Source organism: Cohnella abietis (assembly GCF_004295585.1).
GTDB classification, from domain to species: domain Bacteria; phylum Bacillota; class Bacilli; order Paenibacillales; family Paenibacillaceae; genus Cohnella; species Cohnella abietis.
Genome location: NZ_AP019400.1, coordinates 2,179,862 through 2,201,718, shown reverse-complemented (window position 1 = coordinate 2,201,718; position 21,857 = coordinate 2,179,862). Strand labels below are relative to the sequence as shown.

Below are 21,857 nucleotides of genomic sequence, written 5' to 3'. Positions count from 1 at the left end.
GATTACATCCCTCCGTTATAAATTTGTCCATACGTTTTGCCGGATGCGCGTACCTGTCCGTAGGTATATCCTTTAAGCTGAGCGTATACGTAGTATAAAAAATAATAAATCACAGCTAAGTGGGCCGGCCTAATCTCGTCGACAGCTACCTGTAGATCGCTAATGTTAGGCGGTATCCCCAAAGTACTCGTAAACGTGATTCGGATTTCCTTGTCAAAAATCACTTTTACATCCCCGTTGGTGTAACTATCCGCAACTAGCTTGATAAGTGCCGCATCTACCTTTCCGGTGCCGCGCATCTTGGATTTGATAACGGCCCGACGCTCGGATACCGGCTTCAGCTCGTCCGTCGGGATACCCAACTCTTGCTCGTAAATCCCTAGTGCCCAGGTTGCTGTATCCACAGACATCTGTAATCTGAGATCAGTAATCGCAATGGATCGACTGTCTAGTTGCTGCGCATCCGCATCAAATAACGCTTTGTACACTTTTGATTTTCGTTGGAATGCCTGAAGCTGTCGGATCATATCGGCGCTAATGGACATCAATTACCACCGCCCCTAAAACTGCAACCTGGCTATACGCAATTGGCACATTGATTGATCCGCCGTTGATCAACAAATTGGAATAGTCGGCTACGCCGGGACTCGCTAGGATAGCAGCTCCAGCACGCGCATAGCTTACGATGTCCTCGACAAATGCAATGGATGACAGATGTTTAATCAAACTATCAATGATATGCGCATCATCATAGCCAACGTCCGGAACGATCTTGACTGACACGTTGATCGCAACCGGCGCAGCGCTAACAACCGTTGTGTGTGCGCCGATCGGAGCCACCCCGTCTCCAAGCCCTGTGCCTCCGGGGTCGATGTGGTTTTGCACATCAGTGACAAGCTGCGGGAAAGCCGGTTGGCGATTGGCGTCGATGATAATGACCTTAACCGTATTAGGGCCGCTCCATAGGGGAATGACCCTTGCGTCACCGACCCCCGGAACCTCCTTTGACCAATTGAGATAGTGAGCTTTGTTGCCACTCGTAGATGGCGTCCGAATGCGCTCGTAGTATCGCATAAGCAAGTCTGCGTCGGATTCCTGTTCAAAACCCCCGTGTGTTGATTGCGGGTTGATCACGGCAGTAAATCCGGCCAGTGTCACGGGGAAAAGAATGATGGTTTCAGCCGCTACGTTACCACTCGTTCCGGATACTACAGCTTCGATTGACGCGTATCCGGATAGAGTAATCGCCTTTGCCTCTGTTGCTCTGAACTGCACCCCTCCAGCTGTCTCAAACAAGTCGCCGGGATGAATCTCGCCCGTGCCAGTTAACAACACTGTGCCAACTGCTCTCGTCGCTGCCTTGAGTTCAATCCCCGTCCTCTCACGAACGCGTTGCGCTAGCTCCGGGCCACTTAAATGTTCGATCGATAGCTCGGATGCTACACTTTCCAGGCGTGTGTCAGTCTGCGCTAATTGATCTGCTACTGGAGCCAGTGAATCATAAATAAAACTGCCCGGACGTTTGTCGTAAGTTTCCGGTATGGCTGCGAGCATTTGCGACAAAATCACACTACTCATCGGATAGCACCGCCTCTCTCATATCTCCGTAAATGCTACGCACATCAAAGGAGATTTCTAATCGAGATCCCGCCTGCCCGAACGCAAAATTTTCGACGCCGGAAATCGCGTCATTTTCGACAAGCGCCTCGCGAATCATGCGTTCGTATTCGGATTGCGCAAACGATTTGTTAAAATTGCGGCCAATCAACGAAGTGTGCTCACTGCCGTAGTCTTCGCCATCATAGATCAATGTGTCCCGGACTGTTCTGATCGCCTTTTGTATCCATACCTTGAGGTATTCAAGGCCCTCTAATTCGACGATTCGTCCGTCACGCGTCCGAAAGTCGCCTACATCGAAGTCCCAATCGAACGTTTTGTGAACGGTCTCCGTGGCGGTCTCTTCGTTGTTGTCAAACATGAGCTGCGTAATCTGCGGAAGCACCGTCATCCCCCCTTATGCCAGCACATGTAGTACATAAAAATCCTTAAAAAACTCATCTGGCTGGATTACAACTTGATCGCCTATTTCCAGCACCAACCCCCGAGGCAAAAGAAGTTTATCCTCGGTCAACAAGATTTGATCGCCCCACTGTATTTTAAGCGGGGTTGTCTCCACGACATCACCGACCCTAGGCGCTGTACTTGGTCGATTCTGGTTTGCCTTGAACATTTCCGCTAGCTTTTGCGCTAGCTTATCTATATTATCCATCACTTAACATCCTCCGGAAGTGCAAGCTCCAGATCCATTATGTGTATCTGGTTGGTGACGGTGTGTTTGGCTGTTACGATCATAAAGCGACCGGACATACCCGTAATCGGCTCGTCGATGTCGAGTAACCGACCAGCCTTAAAAGAGGAATCACCTATAAGTTTGATGCTGTTAGTTTCCTGGATACGTGCCAATCGTTTAAGCAGGATACGAGCAACCTCCCGCGCTTTAGCCGCATCCTCCGCATCGATCTTATAAACCTCTTCCAGTAAGCCGTATTTCCTTATTAATGGCTCATCTTTTGTGATAGCCACGATGTCGTAGCTCGTTTGACTTTTTTGACTTTTCGGGTCAGTTTGGTCCGTTGGTGGTTTGGGATCTGGTTGGTCTTTTTTCTTTTTTTTATTCTCCTTGCGTTCGACCAAAATCTTAACAACATTACGCATTGACTCTATAGACCTGGTACGTTCGGCGGCAAGGGGGTTGTCCATGACGTCCTGCAACTTCTGGTTATCCGCTAATCGGAATGTACCTTTTATAACGAGATCCTTCATATCTTCAAAATAGATCCGTCCGGATCGCATTTCAACATTAAACCGCTTGCCTGTCCGGCGCTCCTCGCGTTTATAAATATCCTCAATTATTTCAGCGGGGGATTTTTCTAGGAAAATATCATTGATCGGCGTTAGCATCTGTGGCACATGTCCGATTAGCATGCCGAAATCATTAAGGATACGAGTAATCGCCTGCGATGCTGTGATCTTGTTAAATTGATAGACCGACTTACTTTTGCCGAGGTACCATGCGTAGTCATAGACTGTATATTTGATTGTATCCCGTCCGGATCGCCCCTCCGTCACAATGATACCCCTGTAAACCTCGACCTCGTTATCGTAAAGGATTGCAGCGTCTCCTAGATCACATGGATTTGTCGGGATGAGCTTGGCGTCGGAAAAGGCAATCTCAAACTGCATTGCAGACATCAATGAGAGGTTATCGTCCCAAGATATCGCTGCACACAATGCGGTCACGTCATACGATTTTTGACCGTCGTTTTTCACAAGGATTAGTTTGAACATACGGTCACTTCTTTCTCTTCGTATTAACCATCGCAAATTCCGTCAGATGCAACGAAAAGTTGACATCCCCGTTACGTTCCGTCCCATACTTAAACTCATCGATCACAACCGGCATATTAAGGCGTTGCTTTCCGTCTGTGCCAGTAATGACCAATCTTAGTGGCAGCCGCAGAGAGCGCCAGCGTTCTATGGCCGCTACGTAATCCATGCCCCACATCGTCCTGTTTTGCAAAAACGGGTAATCGGCTGCCGGGAAAAAGGATTTGATCTCAATCGCACGCAATCCACGCAGACCAATAAGGCTCAGCGATTGATTCAACCCATCTACTTGGTCTATTTTCCAAGGGCTTTCGACATCATACTCAGGCGGAGGCACAGGGAGCTGAATGACTTCCTTGTTGTTGTTAATGCTCAAAAAAACTTGTATCAAGCCACTCGCCCCCTTTATGTCGCATACATATGCCGCTCGATCCGCCCGAGCAGACCATCAGCAATATCCATCGCGCTTTGATTACCATTTAACTTAGCTGTGTTCTTCTTCGTCTCTCCGGTATTGTCATCCGTCGATTTCGTATTACCCGCTATCGCAGCGGTATTCTGATCGAGAGCATTCGCTAAAGTTTCTTCGCTTTTTTTCTTTTTCTTGTTGCGCTCGTCCTGGGCTTTTTGAGACTGTTTAGCAATCGAATCGCCGCTGAACTTTGCACCGCTGAAATCAACGTCCGATATGGCATTATAGTTGTTGTCCCATTTCGGGGCCTCCGCTTCTCCCTTGGCGCCAGAAAAATCAACTCTACCAAGACCGCCAAAGGTCAGCTCGCCCATCATGTCACCTAGTCCGAGCCAAGACGACATACTGTTTATGTTTCGGATCATGCCGTTTACACCATCGAGTGCCTTCTGGACCATCCATTCCACGAGCCGGATAAAACCATTGACTCCAGCCTCACCAGCCGACAAAATGCCGTTCCAGATACTTATCCCCGCGAACTTAATGCTGTCCCACGCAAACTTATAAACGCGGATCATGAAGTTTGCAAATTTAAGGTACTGATTTACACCCCATTCAGCAGCACCGACAACGACATTCCAAGTGTTCATTAAGGCCAGTTTGACGGTTTCCCAATTTTGAACCAATAATGTGCCGGCAGCTATCGCAAGTCCAATTAAGGTAATAATAAAACCGAGTGGATTGGCTCTAATGGCTGCATTAAGACCAAGTTGAGCTGTAGTCGCAATAAACGTAGCTGCTGTTGTAGCCATCGTCCATACGCGCATGCCGATAAGCCCCAACTTGTAGGCAGCAAACGCACCGACAATCCCGTAGACGATTGGGCCGATTAACGACCAGTTGTTCGAAACAAAATTATACATACCGACCGCAACGTCCCACGCTGTTGTGATCCATTCCCAGACGGACTTTACTCCTTCGGCTATACGATTAATACCGCCATTGTCAGCCCACGAACGAATGCTATCCGCTACACCCTGCACACCTGCTTGGATGCCTGGAAGATACTCCGAGATTACTCCGGCAAACTGCTTTTTAAGATAGATGACTGTTTTTCCGAGAGTTACTTGCAGGCCACCCAGCGCATCGCTAGTTTGCTTAAGCTTTCCATCATCCGTTTTTCCGAGCTCTGCATTCATGTTTCCGATGCTGTCCTTAACGATCCTCGTCAGCAACGCCGCTCGCTCAGACTCCTTGCCAAACTTGAGTATCTTTTCCTCGGCTTTACTAAAGGTGAAGCCATACCGAGATAGCGCTCCAACTTGTCCATCCATAACCTTACCCAGCATCGATGCCATGCCTGTCACTTGTTCGGATGAAGCTGCAACTCCGTATTGTTGAGCGACGAGATCATTCATTGTTGGTATGAGTGTCTTAAGTGTGTCTGACTTTTCGAGATAGGTAGACAGCTCCTGCGCGCCTGATATTTGAGCGTCCGCAGATACAACACCTAGCTTCTCTTGTGCGTCCGCCAAATCTTTAACAGATGTAATCACATCGTTAGTCGCTCCCATCCGTTGACGCATAATGACAGACAACTTTGCTTCCGCTTCTAGTTGTGTCTTAGCAGCTGCTGCAGATGAGTTAGCATACGATATCAGTGATCGAACACTCAAATAACCGGCGATAGCAGTAGCGGCTCCAGCGATGCCGTTGCGCAGACTCGACCATGTGGCTTCGCCTTGCTTTTTAAGGTCTTGTAGTTGCTTTTTATAGCGGACTGTCCCGGCCCCAACCTTATTTAAAGTAGATGTTGTTCCATCTTTAAGGACAAGTGTCTTGGATATATCTCTTGCGCCCACAGTCGCCCCTCTCCTTTAAACGCGGAAAAGAGCCGGCTTCACCGACTCTCCCCGTGCTTTGCTTCTTCTTCATAATGTAACAGCATAGAGACCTTAAAAAAATGTTTTTCCGAGGCATCCAGCATTAGTAAGTCCGACAGCTTATGACCACGCTGCACATAGTGATGCAAAAAGTAAAGGTCGCCATCGGACTTGATTAGTTTTTTACTGTCTCGTCAACCTTCCGAACGCCTTGACCAAACCCAGCCAATTGTAAAGCGTGGCCGCTTATCGCTGTGATTTCGCCTGCCCTGAAGATGAGATTGACGATATCCGTCGGCTCACTGCATCCAAAAGCTTTTTGCAACTCCGGATCTCGTAAGTTGGGATCAATCACGCTATGATACGCGATGTGTACGTCTGCATAGTCGGCGCGATCGCCCTGTGCCATCTCGACACCTTCCAGCGCAATCGCCCGATCCGGCTCCTGTATGACGATTTCCCCGTCAAGAGATTCGATAAAAAGACGTTGCTTCCTTTTCTGCTTTTTTTTCAATTGCTCCTTTTGCTCAAGCAACTGTTGGATCGTAACAATTTTACTCATTGTAAAGCCTCCATTTTCCCAAACGTTTGGGATTTTATTTGGTTTTGAATTGTTTATGCGATCTTATCAATCATTTCGTAATCGCTAAAGGCAAATGGAATCGTCTCGCTTCCGAGCGTTTTTTGCTCAAACTTTAACAAATTGAATTCGTTAAGTGTTACATCGTGTAGGGCCACACGTTCAGCTCCGAATGCGTTAGGGTCAGCCACTTTCGCAACAAACTTAAAGCGCGGATAAATCCCCTTCCGAACCTTATCTGCCATGGCGCGCTGAACACGGGAATAGATCTTCTTGAATGTCATACTGCCCTCGCCTGTCCATCCAATTGGCTTCTTGTGGGTGGCGCCGGAGCCTGCAAAGTTAACATCTTCATAGGAGATATTAACCTTCGCCTCGAAGCTATCCACTTCTGCCCAAAGCTCATCATCCACCCAGACCTGTCCGTATGTTCCGTTAATAATTCGATTCGGATCTTTCAACTTTCTTTCCTCCCTTAAACCGCGATTTTAAGTTGTAAATCCTCGACCGCATCCAAAAATTTAAGCGCCCCGCCGAGAAATACCTTAGCTTGAAAAGTTGTCTCTTTGACCTTTTGGTCATTCCAGGAGGTTGTATCCTCGCCGATGTCTTCCCACGCGAGACGCTGCGCCTCGATGTCTACAGTTGCTCGATTGTCTGCAGCTGGATCGAGGACATCCCCTTCCAGCCTGCGCAGATAAGAATTGACCGCCGTAATAAATAGCGCTTGATTGTCATAACTGTTGTTGACTTTGCCGACGTAATTATCGGAAAATGTCCGCGAGATGTCATCTTGAACGAGGTCATGTCCTTCAATAATCTTAATTTTGGTAAAATCAGCAGTCTTTCCCTCTGAAAGTGTGGTCAAAGAGTTTACTCCGCGCCCAATCTTAATTTTTTCACCGTCGTTGATCAGGATCAGCTTTCCTGCATCAATGTCCGCTTTTGGATCGACGCTTTCAGTGATCGTCTCCACTTCAGGAAGTACATAATACGTCGAGCTGCGCGTGAGTGGCAGACTTGCCAGGATACCCGCGATGCGAGCTGTATAATCGGACGCGGTATAGATCGTTTCGCCCACCACAATCCCGCCCGTCGTGAAGTTGATAATGCCTTCGTGGTCGTTCGCGCTGTTCGGCAATACAGCCTTGAACGTTTTTTTATTCGCGTCCCGCCACGTCTTAATTTGCGTGGCGATCTTCGTCACGTCCGTTGTGGTTGCCTTTGGCGCAGCTAGGTAGTTCCAGCGCTTCCCAGCCAAACGATTAAGCGCTTCGGCGTAGTCGGCTGGCGTTTCCCCCGACCCGATGGCGATCCGCTCGACGATGATCTTAGACGGCACACCCAGAAACGTTTTCTGGATCAGGTCCAGATTCGCAGGCGTCCATTCGGTCGTCTCCACTTCGGTGATCGCCTTATACTCTTTGCTGTCAAAATTCCCCGTGTTGTCCTGGAGAATAAGCGCCACAATGCCGCGCTGGCTCCGCTGTATTGCGGATACGGCCAGACTTGTAAAGCTGATAGATATTTCAGGTAAACCCATGCTTGTCACCCTTTCATAATTTACTCATAATGCGGTTGAATTCTTGTTCCAAGATGGTTCCCCACTGGCTTTCGATTTCCCGCTCCGCTTTGTCGAAGACGTGGACGCCTGCTACAAATCCGTGCTCAGTCCCGTCCTTGTCAACGATCCTATGCCCCTTTTCGATTAGATGAGCATGAGGGGCAGCAGAGTACACCCGGACCTTTGTGCCGTCCTCGGACACCCACACCTTGCCTCGTTTTATCGACTTGAGGTAGTTACCCGTTTTCTTCTTGACGATCTGCTTCGCTTTATCAACGACTACCGATCGCGCCTTGTTCCCGCTGCGCTGCATAAGCTTCCGGGACTCTTTGGGAAATAGACGCTGGAGATCTTCCAATTCTTCACTGAACAGATCTAACTCACGAGTATCAATGTCAAAGTCCGCCATCGACGACCAGCTCCTCCATTGGTTGTCCAGGATCATCAGGCTTAATTAACTCGGTGATAACAAAATCAAAATCGTAGTGCAACACCTTGTCGATCAAGTCTGTTTCTGCGCCGTCTATCGTGATCACGCGATCATTGATAGGAAAGTTCAGACCGAACATTACTTCTAGTCGATCCTGTGCGTCGTATGCTTCTTCTTTGTAAACATAGCGATCCTTCGGGAAGTATTTAATGCGACACGTGAATTCACGGCGACGATTGAACTGAAATGTCTCCGTGCCCCTCGTCTCCAACGACACGTAAAAGGAGGGGCGTTCAAACCCCTCCTGCACATCGCTACTCTGAATTGGAATGCCTACGAACTCTGCTTTGACCCGATCATTGATTGCCTTATTGATCTGTGCTCTCGTTAACATCACGGCGTCACCCTCTCCACATACAGAACAAGCGTCTCGTGTCGATTATAGGGATCTTCGATGTGGTTAATATCGTAGCGCCGCCCATCTATCACGATCCACATGTTTGAAGAGACGCCTTCGCGATATTGGATGGTAATCGTTGCGGTGTTCGTCGTCTCGATTACGCCGTCCAATTCGGATGCGCCGCCTCCCTTGTACTCGATTTGGGCTGGCAAGGTGTAGAGAAGTTCAGCAAACGGCGATTTTTCGCCCATGCTGTTATCTTTGAATGTGTTATGCCAAACTTCGACCATATCCCGTAAACGGGCAAGGTTTGTTTCCACGTCGCTATAGGCTTGGCACGTGAGTTCTAGAAGGTCTTGTGTGATCTGATACGATCGGATGATCATATAGTCCGAGCCTTCATGCCGTAGTTTTTGTTCATCTTCGTATTCAAAACTATTAACTTCGAATACAGCGACAGGCTTAAGATTATTCGCTACCCCTTGATAAAACTCGCTGCGTGTTACTGATTTCTTGTTGGCAAAAACCGTTTTAACAGTCTCAGAAACAACAACGGTACTGTCGTTGGAGTGGGTTACATGTATGAGATCTACTTCGTCATTCCACAGCACGATTGCCACCCACTCGAACTTTTAAATTATTAAGCCGAAATTGAAGATGTCGCGGCGTACCCTCTTTGCTACCCCGGCTTTGATAACGCCAGGTTGCATAGTCCACAACAAAAATAAGATGATGGGGGTTGCTTTTAGATAGCTTCAACCCCTGCTCATCTTCTAATTCCTTGATTACACCAGCGGCAATCGCCGTGATAAAGCTATCTCTAACGGTTGTCCTGATGCCAAGGCCCTCTTTCACAAGCGCAACAACAATTTCTATGTCCACCCCTTCGCCTCCTTAATGGCGGCGATAACATCAGCTTTCAGCATGCTAGATACCACGCCTGTAATACCATGATCATCCGCAAACTGTAACAGTTCTGCTTTGGTCATGGCATCCAGATTAGGCATTTCAGGGGGAGCGCTGAAAGCTGTTACTCCCCCGAACCATTGTTCTCAGGCACTGTGCTACCGCTCACGGGCTCGGAGATATCGACAAGGACGAATGCCTCTGGCATGACTGGCTTTCCATCGTATCGTCCAATACCACGAATGGCCGTCTGATCCTCACGGAATTTGTAATGCGCAGACATATCAATCCGCGTGCCCTCGCGTTCAATAAGTGTGTACTTGTCAAACACACCAAACAGTACTTTATCTTGCGGCAAATAGTTGTTGAACACCACGCGAAGACCTAAGAAATTAGGCTGCGCGAGGTTCGGCAACATCACAACATCTTGGCCGGCAGAATTGACGTGTAACGTCAAATTGGCTAGCTTGGCATAATACGTTTGACGGTGCACGACGCAGATGATCTCTCCTGTTGCATCCTCACCAGTATCGATCAACCCCAATAGTGGAATGAGTTCTTTGTAATCCGTATTAGCTTTCTTTTTATTGGCTGCTGGAATAGCCGGTAAGATACCTTCTGGTTGCTTGTCATCTTTACCTGTTCCTACCAAGATTGCTTTATCCAGTGCCTTGGCGATGGATCTGGCAATGCGTTTAGTTAGGTAATCATCAAGGTTGATAATGCTATCTTCCAGCAGCGAGTTGTCGATATAAACGATACGCCCAACCTTGAAGCCGTCAAATTCGACCGCAGTAAGCTTCGAATCGTCATCTTCCTTAATCACACCCCGCATTTCAATCCACGTAGCCTCTTTTGTGTCGACATCAAGAATCAACTTAACGCGACCACCGGCACGAACAAGATCAACAAGCGGATACAAGGTTGTGAAATCTCCGATACGTTCGCGGATTCGGTTTACAACGATATCTGGAATAACCAAATCGGCGCCTGCATCACCGGGAGGTAATACATTTCCGTTAGCCCTTGTTTTCAGCCGTGTGCGAAGCTCACTATAAAAATCCTCTACCTCGCGAGTGAAGTATTCCTTTTTTGATCTAGCTGCTGGCATGTTTTCGCCACCTCTTCCACCTTCGTTATTTTTGCTGCGCGATTCGTTGTTCGGTACCTTGCTGTTCTGCTGTTCCAATTCAGTAGATAGCGTAGTAATAATTTCTTCGAGCTTCGTTTTTTGCTGCTCGAACTCTTCCTTTAAAGCCTCCAGCTCGGTGACACTCTCTTCAACGGCCGTGGTTTCTTCTTCAGTAGTTGCTTCTTCGATTGCTGCTTCAAGCTCAGCTGTACGCGTGGCAAATCCCGCTTCCTTTTTGCGCAGCTCCTCCAAATCCGCCTGAGCCCCACGCAATTTCTTTCCGATCATCAGTTGTTTTAAAGACATTATTTTTTCAACCTCGCTTTCACATTTTGTTTGCGCTGAAGGAGCTGACGGGAACGATGCTGTGCCACGTCAGCCTTACGCGCTTGGACACCTGTTTCTTCATACTGGGGATAAGTAACAACCGACACTTCGTGCAAATCAATTTCGCGAATCATCCATTTGACGGTTCCATCTTCCCGCCATTCTGTTTCTTCGCGAACAATGTTGAATCCGAACGAACATTGATCCACGTCCCCCCGCCTCACGCGCTCGTACAGGTTCATGGCGTCGCTATCCTTGGAGTTGATGCGCACCCTCCCCCAAAGACCGTGCTCGTCTACTTTTAGCTCCAACGTGCCTGATTTATTGCGACCTAACACAAACATGGTGTCGTGATTGATCAACGCCCTAATGTCATTGGTCAATGTAGTGTTAAATGATTCTGGAGCAAGTTCTTCATGCGCTCCTGGCCACAATTCGGTTTCACGGTTGAAAACTGCGAAATAACCTTCAATAAATAAATCGTTGCCTTCAGGCTCGGATCGCGTCTTCAGTTCCGTCTTCAAACTACGCTTTTGCTGCAGATCTCTACTAATCGTCATCACCCCCTTCACTCAACCCTTTTTTGATATTTTTGAGCTTGTTCTGCTCTCCAAGGAGGTCGGCCGGCAGATAATTTTCGAGAACAATCAGTTCGTTCATTTCTGCATCTGGACTCATGCTAATCCAGTCGCGCAATTCATTGCGACGCAATGTATTACGATCTACGAGTGCAGTACCAGCTGTAACTAGATCCATCAAATTGTAAGAATACAGCGTCCTGTGGTTTAACCGAATGAAATAGTCCGGGCTAAACAGTAATTTCCGTGTCATTTCCTGCTGTATCCCTTGGGCAAGAGGAAGTATCCGGCTATCTACAAAGGCGTTGTATTCATCCTTTTTGAACTCGCCCACCCCAACAAAAAAAGGCGGTACGCCAATCATGGCCGCAACCGTCCTTTTATCGAGCTGTACCGTCTCATTTATCGCTAAGTCATTAAGAGATAGCGGCTTAATTTGCACCACATCAAGCAAGTCGGCTGGAATGACCCAAGGCTTACCGCCGCCAGTGTCTGAAACATAACGGTTTAGCAGCTTATCCCGATCTTCTTCATTGTCGAAATCCGCAGTTGCGGCATCAACCTTGATAATCAGTGAAGGCTTCCACTTGTCAGACATAAAGCTGTTTTTAGTTTTGGAAGCCTGCTTTAAATTGTCAATAATGTCTCGCAGCACTACCCGATAACCCGTTCCAATCCAAGGTCGTTCAGGATCAGGGTTAATGGTGAAGTGTAGTACCTCATCATAGTCGTAAATATTTCCTTGATAATGGACTTGATAAGCTCGGTCAGTATCCACAAAACTTACACCCGATGGTTTAAGTGGAATCATCTCGTCGATCATCCCGTTTGACACACTCGGGTACACAACGCTGTTTCCGTCACCATCCAGCAACATGGTATATACAATGTTGTACAACCACGCTTTACGTGTCATCAGGCTATAGGGGTTTACGTCCAGCTTCCGGCTTAGCTCGTTTTTAACACGCACATCTCCGTCTGCTGTGTTCATCATTAAATGGATCGTCATACTGCTAATCAAATCAGCAATCTTATCGACAGCCATTCTAACTTCAGGGTTTTGTGACAGCCGTGTATATCCTGGCACACAAAGCGTATCGTGAGCGTCAGAGGTCAAAAACCAACCTACCTGCGATTCCGGCGCAGCTCGTGTGTTGACCTTACCTCGTCGCTTCCTCTTGCTAATCGCCATCTCCTCCATTCAGGTATTTTTGGACGTCTGTTTTGATTTCGCCGATGCTGGCAAGATATTTCATGCTGGCAAAAACAGTAGCGTCAAATATGTCGATACGATGATCGGGCAATACTTTTTCGTACATAACGGCATCATCCGTTTTTTCTATCGCGTGAACATTCGCTACGCAATATTCAAATGCTTGAGAATGAAGGTAATAAAAATTACCGTCCTTCACATATTTTTCAATGCGTCGAAATCCTTCGCTTTTCAAGAAATAGAGCTGAGGCAAATCGATCACCCTGAATTTTTTCTTCTTCATTCCCAAGAAAAATTCGCGGGCAAACTTTCGATCAAAGCCGATTTCTCGAATGCGGAATCCCATGTCCCGCATATTGACGAACCATTTAATAACGTCATCGTAATTAATAGTTGGTGTATTGCACATATCTAACCAACCATCCTCTTCCCATCCGAACAAAGGTATACCGTCATCCTCCGCCTTGGTATGGGCTGCAACTCTTGGGAACCAAGCGTGCGTTATCGCAATGTCAACGCCGTTGTAATTGCCGTAAAGCGCAGCAGCTGTAAGATCGTGTACCTTCGATAAATCCGCACCGCCGTACCAGTGGATAGGCAACTTAGACAACTCTTCCAAAGTCCACTTATACTTTTTGTCACTCGCCTTAAATTCATCAAGATTGAAATAAGCCCGTGTAACAGATGTATAAATATTTAGTGACTTGGATAAAAAATCTTTGCGCTGCTGGGGATCGTTATGCGCTTCTTCTGCTTCTTTCATAATATCCGCAGGACGAATGCTTACCCCATAATTAGGGTTTGCCTTTTCATGTTCAATGGCAGATGTATATTTCACATCACCCTTTTCGTCCTGATCTGCTTTGCAGATAAACACAAAATAGTGCTCTGCTGTTACCGTCTTCTTCAAAATCTTTTTGCAATATTGGAGGCGTTGGTAACAGAAGCTTGTCATGTCGTCTCCAGCCGTGGTAATGCCGATCATTAACTTGTTCGCATAGGCTTTCATCGCCTCCTTGATGATGTTATATTGCTTCGCCTTCGTATACGCATGAAGTTCATCCGCAATGGCGTAGTTACAATTCAACGAATCTTGTGCATCGGGGTTGGCGGCCAATGCTTCAATGTGCAGCGACCCTTCGCCGAAATCCCCTGAAATGCTGTGATTCTGATTGTTGTCTAGAATTCTAAAATTCTTCTCTTCGCCCATTTGTCGAAGATTGTATAAGATGAAACCAAAGCTTTGAAGCGCCTGGCGTAGTGCTGCTCCCACAATATAAATCGTTGAACTGGACTTGATGCTCAGGAGCGCCAACGCCCATGCTAATGCAGCAGAAAAAGGGGTTTTCCCATTTTTGCGCGGAACGTACAAGAATGCCTCTTGGAATCTGCGCAAAATGCTACCTTTGAGGAAAAATCCAAGCAAGTTATAAATAATGAACTTTTGCCATGGTTCTAACAGGAACGGCGTTCCCCTTAACGGTGTACCATCTAAACGTTCTCCCTTTTCGTGGACGAAGGTCGTTTCTATTATTTCGATCACGTATTCAGCATCTGCAGGGTTAAAATCATATAAATCTGATTCGAGGTCTCCTAAAAATCTATTCGCGCCCTCGATCAACTCTTCACAAGCGGCTTTTCTCCCATCCGCAATGCTAACTGCATATTCCATGACAACAAAATAATTCTTATCCGGCTTCATCTTCGTTTGTTAACCAAAGCGGCAAGCTTGGATGTTTCTGTTTTCTCAGCCGTTACCGTTTCGAGCGATTTAGGATTAAGGCACAATCTGTCTGAATATGCCAGAATATCTTTTCGTAATGTTTCCAGCGTTGCAACGATGGGAGACTTCTTAGCTCCGCCTTGTGCGGTTTCGGATTCGACCTGATATCCACTGTCTGCGAAATCATCAGTGAGCCTATTGTATTGCGTGACCAACTCCGCATAAATGTCGATGATGCGATCATATTGCTTTTTATAAATTCGGAGCGCCTTCATATCGCGAATTGTAGCTCGCTTAATGGCATCCTTATCAATTTCCTTGTTTATAGCACTCATTCCACCACCCCCCAAAAAAAATTTCCCACGACTCGCACTATTGGAAAAAGCTCCCCCAGCCGGTATTAAGATTTTCAAAAAAATAAAAAAAGAATGGGGGGGTATCCTCATCCTCAAAAATTCTGTTAAATTCTCGACAATTCCCATTTTTCGAATTTTTCTCGAACGCGCTCTTGCCAAGTCAATCCAAGAGCAGTTATCTCATGTGTTACACGATCATGCATAGCGTTGTGCCACTTGTGACTGAGGGACACTAGATTCCAGTCAACCAGCGCCAGCTCTGGATAAAGTTCCAGTGGATAGATGTGATGTACCGTTGTGGCAGCCAAGGTTTTACCATACCGTTTACTCTGCTGGCACCTGTACTCATCGCGCCTTAATATACATGACCTCTTCCTCTTTCAAGTTGCCGATAAGTAAAATGGATGAGTCATCCTATCAACCCCCCTCTCTATGCATAAGTATACATACCGTTTATCAACTGGAAATTCCCTCGCAAGCCATATCAATAAAGGCATGAAAACTATTCGAAACAATTACGATATCGAACGAAAATGTATATAATGCATAAAATACGAGTTACCCATATCTTATATTCTGTTGCATTGGGATTAACGTTCTTTCCCACGCCCAGTAAGGGATTCCCCATCTTAACCCCATTGAGTTACATGGTCAGTAATTATGTGTAACTCACACCCAAATCTTCCTCACTTTAGAGTCGATGGAGTCTTGGGTTAAGCCAATATACCTGCTCGTCATAGCCTCAGTTGAATGGTTGAAAACATCTTTAATCTCAGCAAGTGTCATACCTTGTTCATAGGCATTGTATCCCCATGTCTTCCGCAGCGTATGTGTGCCAAACTGATCAATATTAAATTCGTCAGCTGCCTTCCGCAAAATCTTATAAGCTTGCTCACGGCCAATCGGTTTCTGTAAGCCGTGCTTATCTTTCTGTCTAGATGGGAACAAATACTCGTCGTCTGCTTTTCCTTCGATATACTTTTTCAATTCTTTCTGGAGCTTGTTGTTAATAGCCATTAGCTTTTGCTTCCCTGTCTTCTTTTCCCGCAGGAGTATATGCGTTCGACCACGAACGTCCCTTACTCTACGAGGAAGAATATCTGAGATTCGCAAACCGATGTTAACCCCAAACACAAAAAGCATGTAGTCTCTATCCGACCTAATCCTGTAATACTGTTTAACTTCAGATATCAGTAGTGGGTCTCGGATTGGTTGGACAAAGTTCATGTGACCACCTCCGCGGGTGGTTTCTCTTTTGGACAATTAACCCACAGGCAATAATGCGTTGTATCTTGCCATCTTCCATACGGACAACCGACACACTTCTCTGGCGGTTTTTCAGGGAATGACATCTTGCGGTCTCTGTATAGGTTGAGTCCGCCATCTTTTTTACGTTTACTCCTGTTAACCAACGGACTCAACTCCTATTTGTTAGAATCAAAAAAGAGTCCCGCAGGACTCCATAACGTTTATCTCCTCTGCTCCACTTCGGACGTGCCGAAACAGAGAAGAAGGGACAAGTCACCTTCAGCGCAAGCGATCATTTATCGCCTACCGGGTCTCAAACCCAGCCCCATCTCCACACGCTTGGCGACTAGCGCCTAAGGTTGTCTACAACCCACCGCATGACCGGGTCCGCAAAATCAAAAAGGCACAGCGGAATCGCCTGAGGTTTCCCTCTATTGATTCAACTGTACCCCTATAAAACGTGCATATGAGAAGCGACCTACAAGCATGAAACGCGCACTTTACACGCATTTTTATTCCTTTATTCCCTCTACTTTTTCGAAAGCGCTATTGGTGCGAACTATTCGAAGAATTTGAGGCTATTCGCTACCGATTCGATACCGCGGTTAATGCGGCGATCGACTGTCGATGGATCAAGGAACCGATAGTGTGTCACTACATCTTTACGACGAAATCCATCGATATAGCGCATATGGATAGCTTTCTTAATCTCTTGATCTACAACAAGCCTTACAGCTCGTTCCACCGCTTGATTAGCTGCTAAAAACGCATTGTACGCCTTTTTCTGCTTTGGAGCAAGATCATTTATCTTTTCAAGCTCCGCGATCAGATCCTTATGCCGTCTGTACCTAGTTAAAAGCGACTTGGCCTGTTTGACCTCTTCCGCTGTTGCCTCTTCGTAAAATTCAAGCTGCAAGATACCCACGCTCCCCACACCCTTTTATGATATAATTGGTGTGTAGGAATATACGTTCCCCCGACCGGCTCCCCAGCATAGGTTCGGGGGTTTTCCTTATCCCCTAATGATAGGGAGTATCTTTGATATCTTAAGGACTATTTCATTGATTGGCTCGTTTAGTTCGATGGGTCCGACAAGATTTTTTATTTGTTGGAGCTTCCACTCTGCTAGGTGCGCTCGTTCTGCGAGGCTGACCCAGTCATTTGCTGGCATTGCTATAAGCTTTGAATCGGACTTGATCGATATAGAGTTACCTACAATAGATACTGTGGCACTAAGATTGCTCATTTGGATGTATCTCCTTTGGTATATTGAGATAGGATGGTACGGATAATGTCACCGTCCGACCCGGGTAGGTAACTGGACAGAAGATCCAGTACCTTATCCTTTGCGGATAGTTCTGCCTTAAGCTGTTCTAATTCTTTGTCTGAATGCATGATTGAGTTTAGGGCGTCAGTTAAATTGTTCTCTGCTTTTTCCCGTTCTTGCATTACCTGTTCTAAATGATCAGATTGTTTCCCATACGCTATGCTAAGGTTTATATTCTTCTTTTGTTCGACTGTTAGCTCTGCACGTAGGTATTCATAGTCTTTTTGTAAATTATCAATGCTGCGAATTTTCTTTTGGATTCGGGAGTGAAGTTTCTTGTTTTCTTCTCTAACTCGCTTTGACTCAATGTGTAATTGTTGCATTGTGAAATCGTGTTCGCTTACTTCCTCATCAGAGAAATTAGTTTCTTTCATTTTCAATAGATCACTTAGTCGTTTGTTCTCTTCCAGCAGCCGATCAACTTCTTCGATTAACCATTGCTTATGAGCTTTTATGTTGTCTGCATCGAAGATTGTTTTTTCCTCCAAATACCGCAGCCACCAAGAATCATCGTATGATTTTATCTCTGCCAGCTTCTTTTCGTGGTCTAGTTGCTCATTGGGTACAATTTCTTTTATGGACATAATGGTAACGCCGCTTAAACTCCAATCCACACTACTTTTATACTCAAGCCGCATTTTCTCGCTCGCGAAATTTCCGACTGATTCCTCGCTTTCAGCCTCTACCGTTATTAAGCGTTTTGACACTGTTGTTGATAATCCGTTGTAGATGTGTAGTAGGCATAATACTTCGTATTTCTTTAACTGCTCATTAGTTTGGGTCAACGGATCCTCTTCCCTTCTATTAATAGATTCCTGTGCCATGGATAACATCGCTTGAACCATAGAATTGCCTCCGTGTCCGACTACGCCGATTATCATTCCTTTAGGTTGGGTCATGAGATACCTCCAGCTTTATTTCAAGGACTTGAAGTCTTAACGAACCGATTTCCCATTCTGTTCCTTCTTCAGGGATCGTGTAGGAGTCCCACACTGACGCCCAAGCCTCTTTTATTACTTTGTGACCACCGAATGACTTGGGATTCTCTGTAATCTTGATAGGCTTTTTCCCGTCCAAATCTTTTTTAGAAGCCAAATCCTCACTTTTTCGGTACTCTTTTATCTTTGATATAAAAGCTTTTACAGCATCCTTTTGATTTAGGAAGTATCTTTCCATGGATGCGAACCCCATCGTCTGGCTGCCTGTTTCCTCAAGTTTATAGACTGCGGTAATATTAGGTTGGGTCATAGCTCCATCACCGCCAATAGAGCAGCTTTACATATGGCTTCGGGGGCTGTTAAGCAGCTTGATGATTGATATCTCTGTTTCGTTGTTTGGATAAAACAGTAATAAGCTCTTGTTTGCGTAAATAATACGCCATAATCCTCGAATTTTTCTAAAACTTCCCATGCTGCGGATATGTCCTCTGCTGGATTCCATCCTCCGAGCGTGACTGTTCCTGGTTCGAATCTCATTACTTCAACGGCAACTGCAATGCTCAATTCCTTTGGCTCCATAGCCAGTATCTGATCACGTGTATATTGTTGGGTCATGATATCAATCCCTTCTCCCGCATTGCTTCGCCAATCTCTTGGCATTCCCAGCTTCCTTCACCATTGTCGTAGGTATCAGCAAAGGCTTTCGCCTCGTCCGTGCAGTACCATGACTGAAAATCTCCCTCGAACTCTCCTGTATAGTGCCAGCAGCTTGATCCTATCGGTATGACTTTACCAGTCATCGCACACAGGTGGAGTTTACGAGTCTTGTTTACACGTTGGTAGTCATTCCACGCTCTCTGTACTTTAGGTTTGGTCACTTGGGTTACTGTCCCGCTATCCATGCCTATCCCTCCTTTGCTATCTTTGATATGTTCATCACTGTTCCTTGAAATACTGGTTGACCATTCGTCTCGGAAGCTCAATCCACAAGCCATCAGCAGTTTCAAGGCGAACTTCCCCACCGACGAAACGATACTCTTCTTCACTGTCAGTCCATACACCGCCAGCCTCAATCACGATTTCAGAATCGGTAGAAAAACCGTTGTCGTCCTTCTTGTCGATATAAAAACTTTCAAGACATTCATATCTTCTCAAGGTCTTCACTCCTTTGCTGATCTTTGTGCTGCGTCATGAAATCTCTTCATCTCGAAGCATCTTAAATTTATCCTTACCTACAAACGATCTATTAAATTCATATTGCTTGCGACAGGTGTTGCAAACGAGAACGCCCCAATTGTTGTCCCCGTGGATTCCTTTGTGAAAGGGGCGTTTTGCTACAAATCCGTTCTTGAGAATCTCATATTGAACGACTTGAACTTCTTCAACTTCAAATAAGAGTTCTTCCCCGCATTCACAAATCGGTTTTTTATAAGCCAAGTTTGCAGCCCCCTTCTATTACGCTTAATGTGTCTACTACGCCAGATAGACTCTATCCCTCTAGACCAGCTAGTCCCTTGAGTATTAGCACTTGATCCAATGGTGGTGCATAAGGATGTACCAACTCTTCCGTGGCTATGTGCTCATACGCCGCATACGATGATGCCTCATACCGCACCATAGCCAACTTAAACTCTAGTATCTTGCGGGTTACTTCTTCGGGGGATTCTGCTACGGTGATCCACCCCGGAATATTCGTAATCTTCAACTGTGCTGTTCCTCCGCCATTGTCTCGTACAACAACATCAGCAGGAATCCATATCGGTGTTTTGAACTTTCGATCTTCACCGCTAACCTCGATCAGTTTAATCATGTCCTTTATCCCCCTCAGTGGTATTAGAATAAATGTTGCTGTGTGCCTATAGCTTGCTGGGACTGCGGCATGTTAGCAGGAAGTAGTTGAAAGGCTAGTAGACCGCCCTTCGTTTCCCCTACTTGCTTAAATCCCGCCTTTATCCATGTCCATCCCCATATCTCTTTGCCACGAACAATCGTGGGCTTGACCTTTTTTCGATCAATGAAGGTTATCATTCCGAGCTCTGGCGGATCTCCGAAGTGTGCACGAGTTGCCGCAATCGCCTGTGTGATCATTTCCGAAGCTGTACCAGCTCCTTCGTTTCGAAAAGCAGAGCATATCCACGCGCCAGCCCACTCATGCTTAACGTACTCAGCGAATGGGAATGAAGTTACCCAAAATGCTCTGCCTTTGTCATTATCCGTGTACAGGACCAAGCATCTACCAGGTGGGACAAATTGACGTGATCCTATCTTTTGACGGTTATAGTGCCTGTCTGCTATTAACCTAGCTTTTGTGTCCGCTCTATTAGATAAGGACCACATCATGTTACTGCCCCTCCTCAGTGTTAATGCCTGGTATGGCGTTCGGATCTGGGAAATCGAATACTATAGTTATTCTTCCGGCATATAGACGATCAATTGGTTCTTCATCCAGATCGATCATTTCCAACGTAGTTCCGTTGAAGCCGTTTTTCTTTAAGCTGTCCATGATGTATTCGGCGACTTCTCCTTCATCGGTTGTTCGTACCTTTTGTATCCCTGTATCCTCTGTATGGGAGGAGAGGGCTGCCTTCATCCGTCTGTAATGTCCGCCCAAGTACCAGTCAGGTTGATGCTCCTCTAAGAGGTTGAAAACTTCTGTCAATGCCTCACGCAGCCTTGTAGCTTCTCCCTGATTGGATGGGGATTCGATATGTTTAACCATCTTCGTATACATGGTGACCAATTCGCGGAATGCTCCACGATCATGACTGCTTCCCATTTCAGCTTCTATCATGTCCCAGTTCCAAGCTGAGTATATGGACTTCGCTTCTTCTACTAACCTCTTTATCTCATTCATGGGAGTCTCTTCAATCACTTTGAGAAACTCTTCAATAAATCCAGATGTACCGCACTTATCGCAATTCGGATCGATTAACTGGTATTCGTGTTCCGAAAGTTTGATATTTCCTGTTTTCCAAGTATCACCGCACTCGGAGTTAACGCATTTCATGAGTACCGTTTCTACTGACATCTATCCTTCATCTCCTTATATGGGGGTTAAAATAATTCATCCGGCAGGTTAACCCATATGACTGCGCCTTTTGGGTGGGTGTATGGTATGGGTTCTTCAAATCTCTTTACTGCAGTCAACTCCCACACATGCGGTTTCTCGTAGGTTATTTCTACTGTTTCAGGTATACGGTGATTTCGGAATCCTTGATCAAGTGCCGTCTGAGTAACGTGGAAACTCTTCGTCAGAACTGCTGTGCCGAAAATCATACCTGTACCACTTTTGATTAACGCTATAGTGCCTCGAATCTTTGTGTTACTCCCGCGTATTTCCCAGGTCTTTTTTCCCGAGAGAATCAAGTCAGCCCAATTCGGTTTTATGATGAGTCCTTTCATTCTTCTATTCCTTCCTCTCTGGAAATAATTTTTGGAACAATTCTCGTCGAT

Annotated in this window: 33 protein-coding genes; all 33 read right to left on the bottom strand. The window is 46.1% G+C overall.

All coding sequences use genetic code 11. The features are described 5' to 3' along the window. Window positions 1-2 precede the first annotated feature (2 nt). Window positions 3-545 (bottom strand): putative phage tail protein, encoded by a 543-nt coding sequence (locus tag KCTCHS21_RS09340; protein ID WP_130607067.1) that lies wholly within the window; start codon window positions 543-545, stop codon window positions 3-5. Continuing rightward, window positions 535-1,578, bottom strand: coding sequence for a baseplate J/gp47 family protein (locus KCTCHS21_RS09335; protein WP_130607065.1), 1,044 nt, complete (start codon window positions 1,576-1,578; stop codon window positions 535-537). Before KCTCHS21_RS09335 ends, KCTCHS21_RS09340 begins: the two co-directional genes overlap by 11 nt. Then, entirely contained in the window at window positions 1,571-2,008 is a 438-nt protein-coding gene (locus KCTCHS21_RS09330; protein ID WP_130607063.1) for a DUF2634 domain-containing protein, read from the bottom strand. Before KCTCHS21_RS09330 ends, KCTCHS21_RS09335 begins: the two co-directional genes overlap by 8 nt. 6 nt (window positions 2,009-2,014) lie before the next feature. Continuing rightward, window positions 2,015-2,269 (bottom strand): DUF2577 family protein, encoded by a 255-nt coding sequence (locus tag KCTCHS21_RS09325; RefSeq protein ID WP_232058228.1) that lies wholly within the window; start codon window positions 2,267-2,269, stop codon window positions 2,015-2,017. Next, the gene (locus KCTCHS21_RS09320; protein WP_130607061.1) at window positions 2,269-3,348 is read right to left on the bottom strand and encodes an XkdQ/YqbQ family protein; all 1,080 of its coding nucleotides are present in this window, start codon (window positions 3,346-3,348) and stop codon (window positions 2,269-2,271) included. Before KCTCHS21_RS09320 ends, KCTCHS21_RS09325 begins: the two co-directional genes overlap by 1 nt. 4 nt (window positions 3,349-3,352) lie before the next feature. Then, entirely contained in the window at window positions 3,353-3,778 is a 426-nt protein-coding gene (locus KCTCHS21_RS09315; protein WP_232058136.1) for a hypothetical protein, read from the bottom strand. A 14-nt stretch (window positions 3,779-3,792) separates the two neighbouring features. Further along, on the bottom strand, window positions 3,793-5,661 hold the full coding sequence (locus KCTCHS21_RS09310; RefSeq protein WP_130607059.1) for a phage tail tape measure protein: 1,869 nt from the start codon (window positions 5,659-5,661) through the stop codon (window positions 3,793-3,795). A gap of 196 nt (window positions 5,662-5,857) precedes the next feature. Next, window positions 5,858-6,244, bottom strand: coding sequence for a phage tail assembly chaperone (locus KCTCHS21_RS09305; protein WP_130607057.1), 387 nt, complete (start codon window positions 6,242-6,244; stop codon window positions 5,858-5,860). 53 nt (window positions 6,245-6,297) lie between these two features. Further along, window positions 6,298-6,723, bottom strand: coding sequence for a phage tail tube protein (locus tag KCTCHS21_RS09300; RefSeq protein ID WP_130607055.1), 426 nt, complete (start codon window positions 6,721-6,723; stop codon window positions 6,298-6,300). A 14-nt stretch (window positions 6,724-6,737) separates the two neighbouring features. After that, window positions 6,738-7,805, bottom strand: a complete 1,068-nt coding sequence (locus KCTCHS21_RS09295; protein ID WP_130607053.1) for a phage tail sheath subtilisin-like domain-containing protein — start codon at window positions 7,803-7,805, stop codon at window positions 6,738-6,740. Between the two features lie 13 nt (window positions 7,806-7,818). After that, complete coding sequence (locus KCTCHS21_RS09290) at window positions 7,819-8,235, bottom strand: HK97 gp10 family phage protein (protein ID WP_130607051.1); 417 nt, start codon at window positions 8,233-8,235, stop codon at window positions 7,819-7,821. Next, complete coding sequence (locus KCTCHS21_RS09285; protein WP_130607049.1) at window positions 8,222-8,650, bottom strand: phage tail terminator family protein; 429 nt, start codon at window positions 8,648-8,650, stop codon at window positions 8,222-8,224. Before KCTCHS21_RS09285 ends, KCTCHS21_RS09290 begins: the two co-directional genes overlap by 14 nt. Further along, the gene (locus KCTCHS21_RS09280; RefSeq protein ID WP_130607047.1) at window positions 8,650-9,267 is read right to left on the bottom strand and encodes a phage head closure protein; all 618 of its coding nucleotides are present in this window, start codon (window positions 9,265-9,267) and stop codon (window positions 8,650-8,652) included. The genes KCTCHS21_RS09285 and KCTCHS21_RS09280 overlap by 1 nt, the downstream gene beginning before the upstream one ends. After that, window positions 9,254-9,538 (bottom strand): hypothetical protein, encoded by a 285-nt coding sequence (locus KCTCHS21_RS09275; RefSeq protein ID WP_130607045.1) that lies wholly within the window; start codon window positions 9,536-9,538, stop codon window positions 9,254-9,256. Before KCTCHS21_RS09275 ends, KCTCHS21_RS09280 begins: the two co-directional genes overlap by 14 nt. Beyond that, entirely contained in the window at window positions 9,529-9,663 is a 135-nt protein-coding gene (locus KCTCHS21_RS09270; RefSeq protein ID WP_130607043.1) for a Rho termination factor N-terminal domain-containing protein, read from the bottom strand. The genes KCTCHS21_RS09275 and KCTCHS21_RS09270 overlap by 10 nt, the downstream gene beginning before the upstream one ends. Before the next feature lie 23 nt (window positions 9,664-9,686). Continuing rightward, a complete protein-coding gene (locus KCTCHS21_RS09265; protein WP_232058135.1) occupies window positions 9,687-10,982 on the bottom strand; it encodes a phage major capsid protein in 1,296 nt (431 codons plus the stop codon). A 17-nt stretch (window positions 10,983-10,999) separates the two neighbouring features. After that, the gene (locus KCTCHS21_RS09260; protein WP_130607039.1) at window positions 11,000-11,581 is read right to left on the bottom strand and encodes an HK97 family phage prohead protease; all 582 of its coding nucleotides are present in this window, start codon (window positions 11,579-11,581) and stop codon (window positions 11,000-11,002) included. Next, the gene (locus KCTCHS21_RS09255) at window positions 11,571-12,791 is read right to left on the bottom strand and encodes a phage portal protein (protein WP_130607037.1); all 1,221 of its coding nucleotides are present in this window, start codon (window positions 12,789-12,791) and stop codon (window positions 11,571-11,573) included. Before KCTCHS21_RS09255 ends, KCTCHS21_RS09260 begins: the two co-directional genes overlap by 11 nt. Then, window positions 12,781-14,514 (bottom strand): terminase large subunit, encoded by a 1,734-nt coding sequence (locus KCTCHS21_RS09250; RefSeq protein WP_130607035.1) that lies wholly within the window; start codon window positions 14,512-14,514, stop codon window positions 12,781-12,783. The genes KCTCHS21_RS09255 and KCTCHS21_RS09250 overlap by 11 nt, the downstream gene beginning before the upstream one ends. Further along, a complete protein-coding gene (locus tag KCTCHS21_RS09245; RefSeq protein ID WP_130607033.1) occupies window positions 14,511-14,870 on the bottom strand; it encodes a P27 family phage terminase small subunit in 360 nt (119 codons plus the stop codon). The genes KCTCHS21_RS09250 and KCTCHS21_RS09245 overlap by 4 nt, the downstream gene beginning before the upstream one ends. A 690-nt stretch (window positions 14,871-15,560) precedes the next feature. After that, complete coding sequence (locus KCTCHS21_RS09235) at window positions 15,561-16,118, bottom strand: site-specific integrase (RefSeq protein WP_130607031.1); 558 nt, start codon at window positions 16,116-16,118, stop codon at window positions 15,561-15,563. 580 nt (window positions 16,119-16,698) lie between these two features. Next, window positions 16,699-17,055: a hypothetical protein gene (locus tag KCTCHS21_RS09225; protein ID WP_130607027.1), complete on the bottom strand. Its 357-nt coding sequence runs from the start codon at window positions 17,053-17,055 to the stop codon at window positions 16,699-16,701. Between the two features lie 96 nt (window positions 17,056-17,151). Beyond that, window positions 17,152-17,385, bottom strand: a complete 234-nt coding sequence (locus KCTCHS21_RS09220; protein WP_130607024.1) for a hypothetical protein — start codon at window positions 17,383-17,385, stop codon at window positions 17,152-17,154. Then, window positions 17,382-18,365: a hypothetical protein gene (locus KCTCHS21_RS09215; protein WP_130607022.1), complete on the bottom strand. Its 984-nt coding sequence runs from the start codon at window positions 18,363-18,365 to the stop codon at window positions 17,382-17,384. The genes KCTCHS21_RS09220 and KCTCHS21_RS09215 overlap by 4 nt, the downstream gene beginning before the upstream one ends. Then, the gene (locus KCTCHS21_RS09210; protein WP_130607020.1) at window positions 18,352-18,714 is read right to left on the bottom strand and encodes a hypothetical protein; all 363 of its coding nucleotides are present in this window, start codon (window positions 18,712-18,714) and stop codon (window positions 18,352-18,354) included. The genes KCTCHS21_RS09215 and KCTCHS21_RS09210 overlap by 14 nt, the downstream gene beginning before the upstream one ends. Beyond that, complete coding sequence (locus tag KCTCHS21_RS09205) at window positions 18,711-19,064, bottom strand: BC1872 family protein (RefSeq protein ID WP_130607018.1); 354 nt, start codon at window positions 19,062-19,064, stop codon at window positions 18,711-18,713. Before KCTCHS21_RS09205 ends, KCTCHS21_RS09210 begins: the two co-directional genes overlap by 4 nt. Next, entirely contained in the window at window positions 19,016-19,306 is a 291-nt protein-coding gene (locus tag KCTCHS21_RS09200; RefSeq protein WP_130607016.1) for a hypothetical protein, read from the bottom strand. Before KCTCHS21_RS09200 ends, KCTCHS21_RS09205 begins: the two co-directional genes overlap by 49 nt. Before the next feature lie 34 nt (window positions 19,307-19,340). Next, complete coding sequence (locus tag KCTCHS21_RS09195; RefSeq protein ID WP_162309299.1) at window positions 19,341-19,568, bottom strand: hypothetical protein; 228 nt, start codon at window positions 19,566-19,568, stop codon at window positions 19,341-19,343. 24 nt (window positions 19,569-19,592) lie between these two features. Continuing rightward, window positions 19,593-19,841, bottom strand: coding sequence for a hypothetical protein (locus KCTCHS21_RS09190; RefSeq protein WP_130607012.1), 249 nt, complete (start codon window positions 19,839-19,841; stop codon window positions 19,593-19,595). Window positions 19,842-19,893: 52 nt separating this feature from the next. Then, window positions 19,894-20,214, bottom strand: a complete 321-nt coding sequence (locus tag KCTCHS21_RS09185) for a hypothetical protein (RefSeq protein ID WP_130607010.1) — start codon at window positions 20,212-20,214, stop codon at window positions 19,894-19,896. A 23-nt stretch (window positions 20,215-20,237) separates the two neighbouring features. After that, window positions 20,238-20,744 (bottom strand): hypothetical protein, encoded by a 507-nt coding sequence (locus KCTCHS21_RS09180; protein ID WP_130607008.1) that lies wholly within the window; start codon window positions 20,742-20,744, stop codon window positions 20,238-20,240. Window position 20,745: 1 nt separating this feature from the next. Beyond that, the gene (locus KCTCHS21_RS09175) at window positions 20,746-21,432 is read right to left on the bottom strand and encodes a hypothetical protein (RefSeq protein WP_130607006.1); all 687 of its coding nucleotides are present in this window, start codon (window positions 21,430-21,432) and stop codon (window positions 20,746-20,748) included. A gap of 26 nt (window positions 21,433-21,458) precedes the next feature. Next, the gene (locus KCTCHS21_RS09170; protein ID WP_130607004.1) at window positions 21,459-21,806 is read right to left on the bottom strand and encodes an ASCH domain-containing protein; all 348 of its coding nucleotides are present in this window, start codon (window positions 21,804-21,806) and stop codon (window positions 21,459-21,461) included. Window positions 21,807-21,857 lie beyond the last annotated feature (51 nt).

What these genes read in the sequence shown, in the direction of transcription:
- KCTCHS21_RS09285 (WP_130607049.1), bottom strand. Translation starts at nt 8,650, where the DNA reads ATGTTAACGAGAGCACAGATCAATAAGGCAATCAATGATCGGGTCAAA.
- KCTCHS21_RS09295 (WP_130607053.1), bottom strand. Translation starts at nt 7,805, where the DNA reads ATGGGTTTACCTGAAATATCTATCAGCTTTACAAGTCTGGCCGTATCC.
- KCTCHS21_RS09250 (WP_130607035.1), bottom strand. Translation starts at nt 14,514, where the DNA reads ATGAAGCCGGATAAGAATTATTTTGTTGTCATGGAATATGCAGTTAGC.
- KCTCHS21_RS09200 (WP_130607016.1), bottom strand. Translation starts at nt 19,306, where the DNA reads ATGGATAGCGGGACAGTAACCCAAGTGACCAAACCTAAAGTACAGAGA.
- KCTCHS21_RS09260 (WP_130607039.1), bottom strand. Translation starts at nt 11,581, where the DNA reads ATGACGATTAGTAGAGATCTGCAGCAAAAGCGTAGTTTGAAGACGGAA.
- KCTCHS21_RS09245 (WP_130607033.1), bottom strand. Translation starts at nt 14,870, where the DNA reads ATGAGTGCTATAAACAAGGAAATTGATAAGGATGCCATTAAGCGAGCT.
- KCTCHS21_RS09170 (WP_130607004.1), bottom strand. Translation starts at nt 21,806, where the DNA reads ATGAAAGGACTCATCATAAAACCGAATTGGGCTGACTTGATTCTCTCG.
- KCTCHS21_RS09215 (WP_130607022.1), bottom strand. Translation starts at nt 18,365, where the DNA reads ATGACCCAACCTAAAGGAATGATAATCGGCGTAGTCGGACACGGAGGC.
- KCTCHS21_RS09235 (WP_130607031.1), bottom strand. Translation starts at nt 16,118, where the DNA reads ATGAACTTTGTCCAACCAATCCGAGACCCACTACTGATATCTGAAGTT.
- KCTCHS21_RS09255 (WP_130607037.1), bottom strand. Translation starts at nt 12,791, where the DNA reads ATGGCGATTAGCAAGAGGAAGCGACGAGGTAAGGTCAACACACGAGCT.
- KCTCHS21_RS09335 (WP_130607065.1), bottom strand. Translation starts at nt 1,578, where the DNA reads ATGAGTAGTGTGATTTTGTCGCAAATGCTCGCAGCCATACCGGAAACT.
- KCTCHS21_RS09330 (WP_130607063.1), bottom strand. Translation starts at nt 2,008, where the DNA reads ATGACGGTGCTTCCGCAGATTACGCAGCTCATGTTTGACAACAACGAA.
- KCTCHS21_RS09265 (WP_232058135.1), bottom strand. Translation starts at nt 10,982, where the DNA reads ATGATCGGAAAGAAATTGCGTGGGGCTCAGGCGGATTTGGAGGAGCTG.
- KCTCHS21_RS09290 (WP_130607051.1), bottom strand. Translation starts at nt 8,235, where the DNA reads ATGGCGGACTTTGACATTGATACTCGTGAGTTAGATCTGTTCAGTGAA.
- KCTCHS21_RS09210 (WP_130607020.1), bottom strand. Translation starts at nt 18,714, where the DNA reads ATGACCCAACCTAATATTACCGCAGTCTATAAACTTGAGGAAACAGGC.
- KCTCHS21_RS09270 (WP_130607043.1), bottom strand. Translation starts at nt 9,663, where the DNA reads ATGCCTAATCTGGATGCCATGACCAAAGCAGAACTGTTACAGTTTGCG.
- KCTCHS21_RS09180 (WP_130607008.1), bottom strand. Translation starts at nt 20,744, where the DNA reads ATGATGTGGTCCTTATCTAATAGAGCGGACACAAAAGCTAGGTTAATA.
- KCTCHS21_RS09175 (WP_130607006.1), bottom strand. Translation starts at nt 21,432, where the DNA reads ATGTCAGTAGAAACGGTACTCATGAAATGCGTTAACTCCGAGTGCGGT.
- KCTCHS21_RS09220 (WP_130607024.1), bottom strand. Translation starts at nt 17,385, where the DNA reads ATGAGCAATCTTAGTGCCACAGTATCTATTGTAGGTAACTCTATATCG.
- KCTCHS21_RS09320 (WP_130607061.1), bottom strand. Translation starts at nt 3,348, where the DNA reads ATGTTCAAACTAATCCTTGTGAAAAACGACGGTCAAAAATCGTATGAC.
- KCTCHS21_RS09340 (WP_130607067.1), bottom strand. Translation starts at nt 545, where the DNA reads ATGTCCATTAGCGCCGATATGATCCGACAGCTTCAGGCATTCCAACGA.
- KCTCHS21_RS09205 (WP_130607018.1), bottom strand. Translation starts at nt 19,064, where the DNA reads ATGCCAAGAGATTGGCGAAGCAATGCGGGAGAAGGGATTGATATCATG.
- KCTCHS21_RS09305 (WP_130607057.1), bottom strand. Translation starts at nt 6,244, where the DNA reads ATGAGTAAAATTGTTACGATCCAACAGTTGCTTGAGCAAAAGGAGCAA.
- KCTCHS21_RS09185 (WP_130607010.1), bottom strand. Translation starts at nt 20,214, where the DNA reads ATGATTAAACTGATCGAGGTTAGCGGTGAAGATCGAAAGTTCAAAACA.
- KCTCHS21_RS09325 (WP_232058228.1), bottom strand. Translation starts at nt 2,269, where the DNA reads ATGGATAATATAGATAAGCTAGCGCAAAAGCTAGCGGAAATGTTCAAG.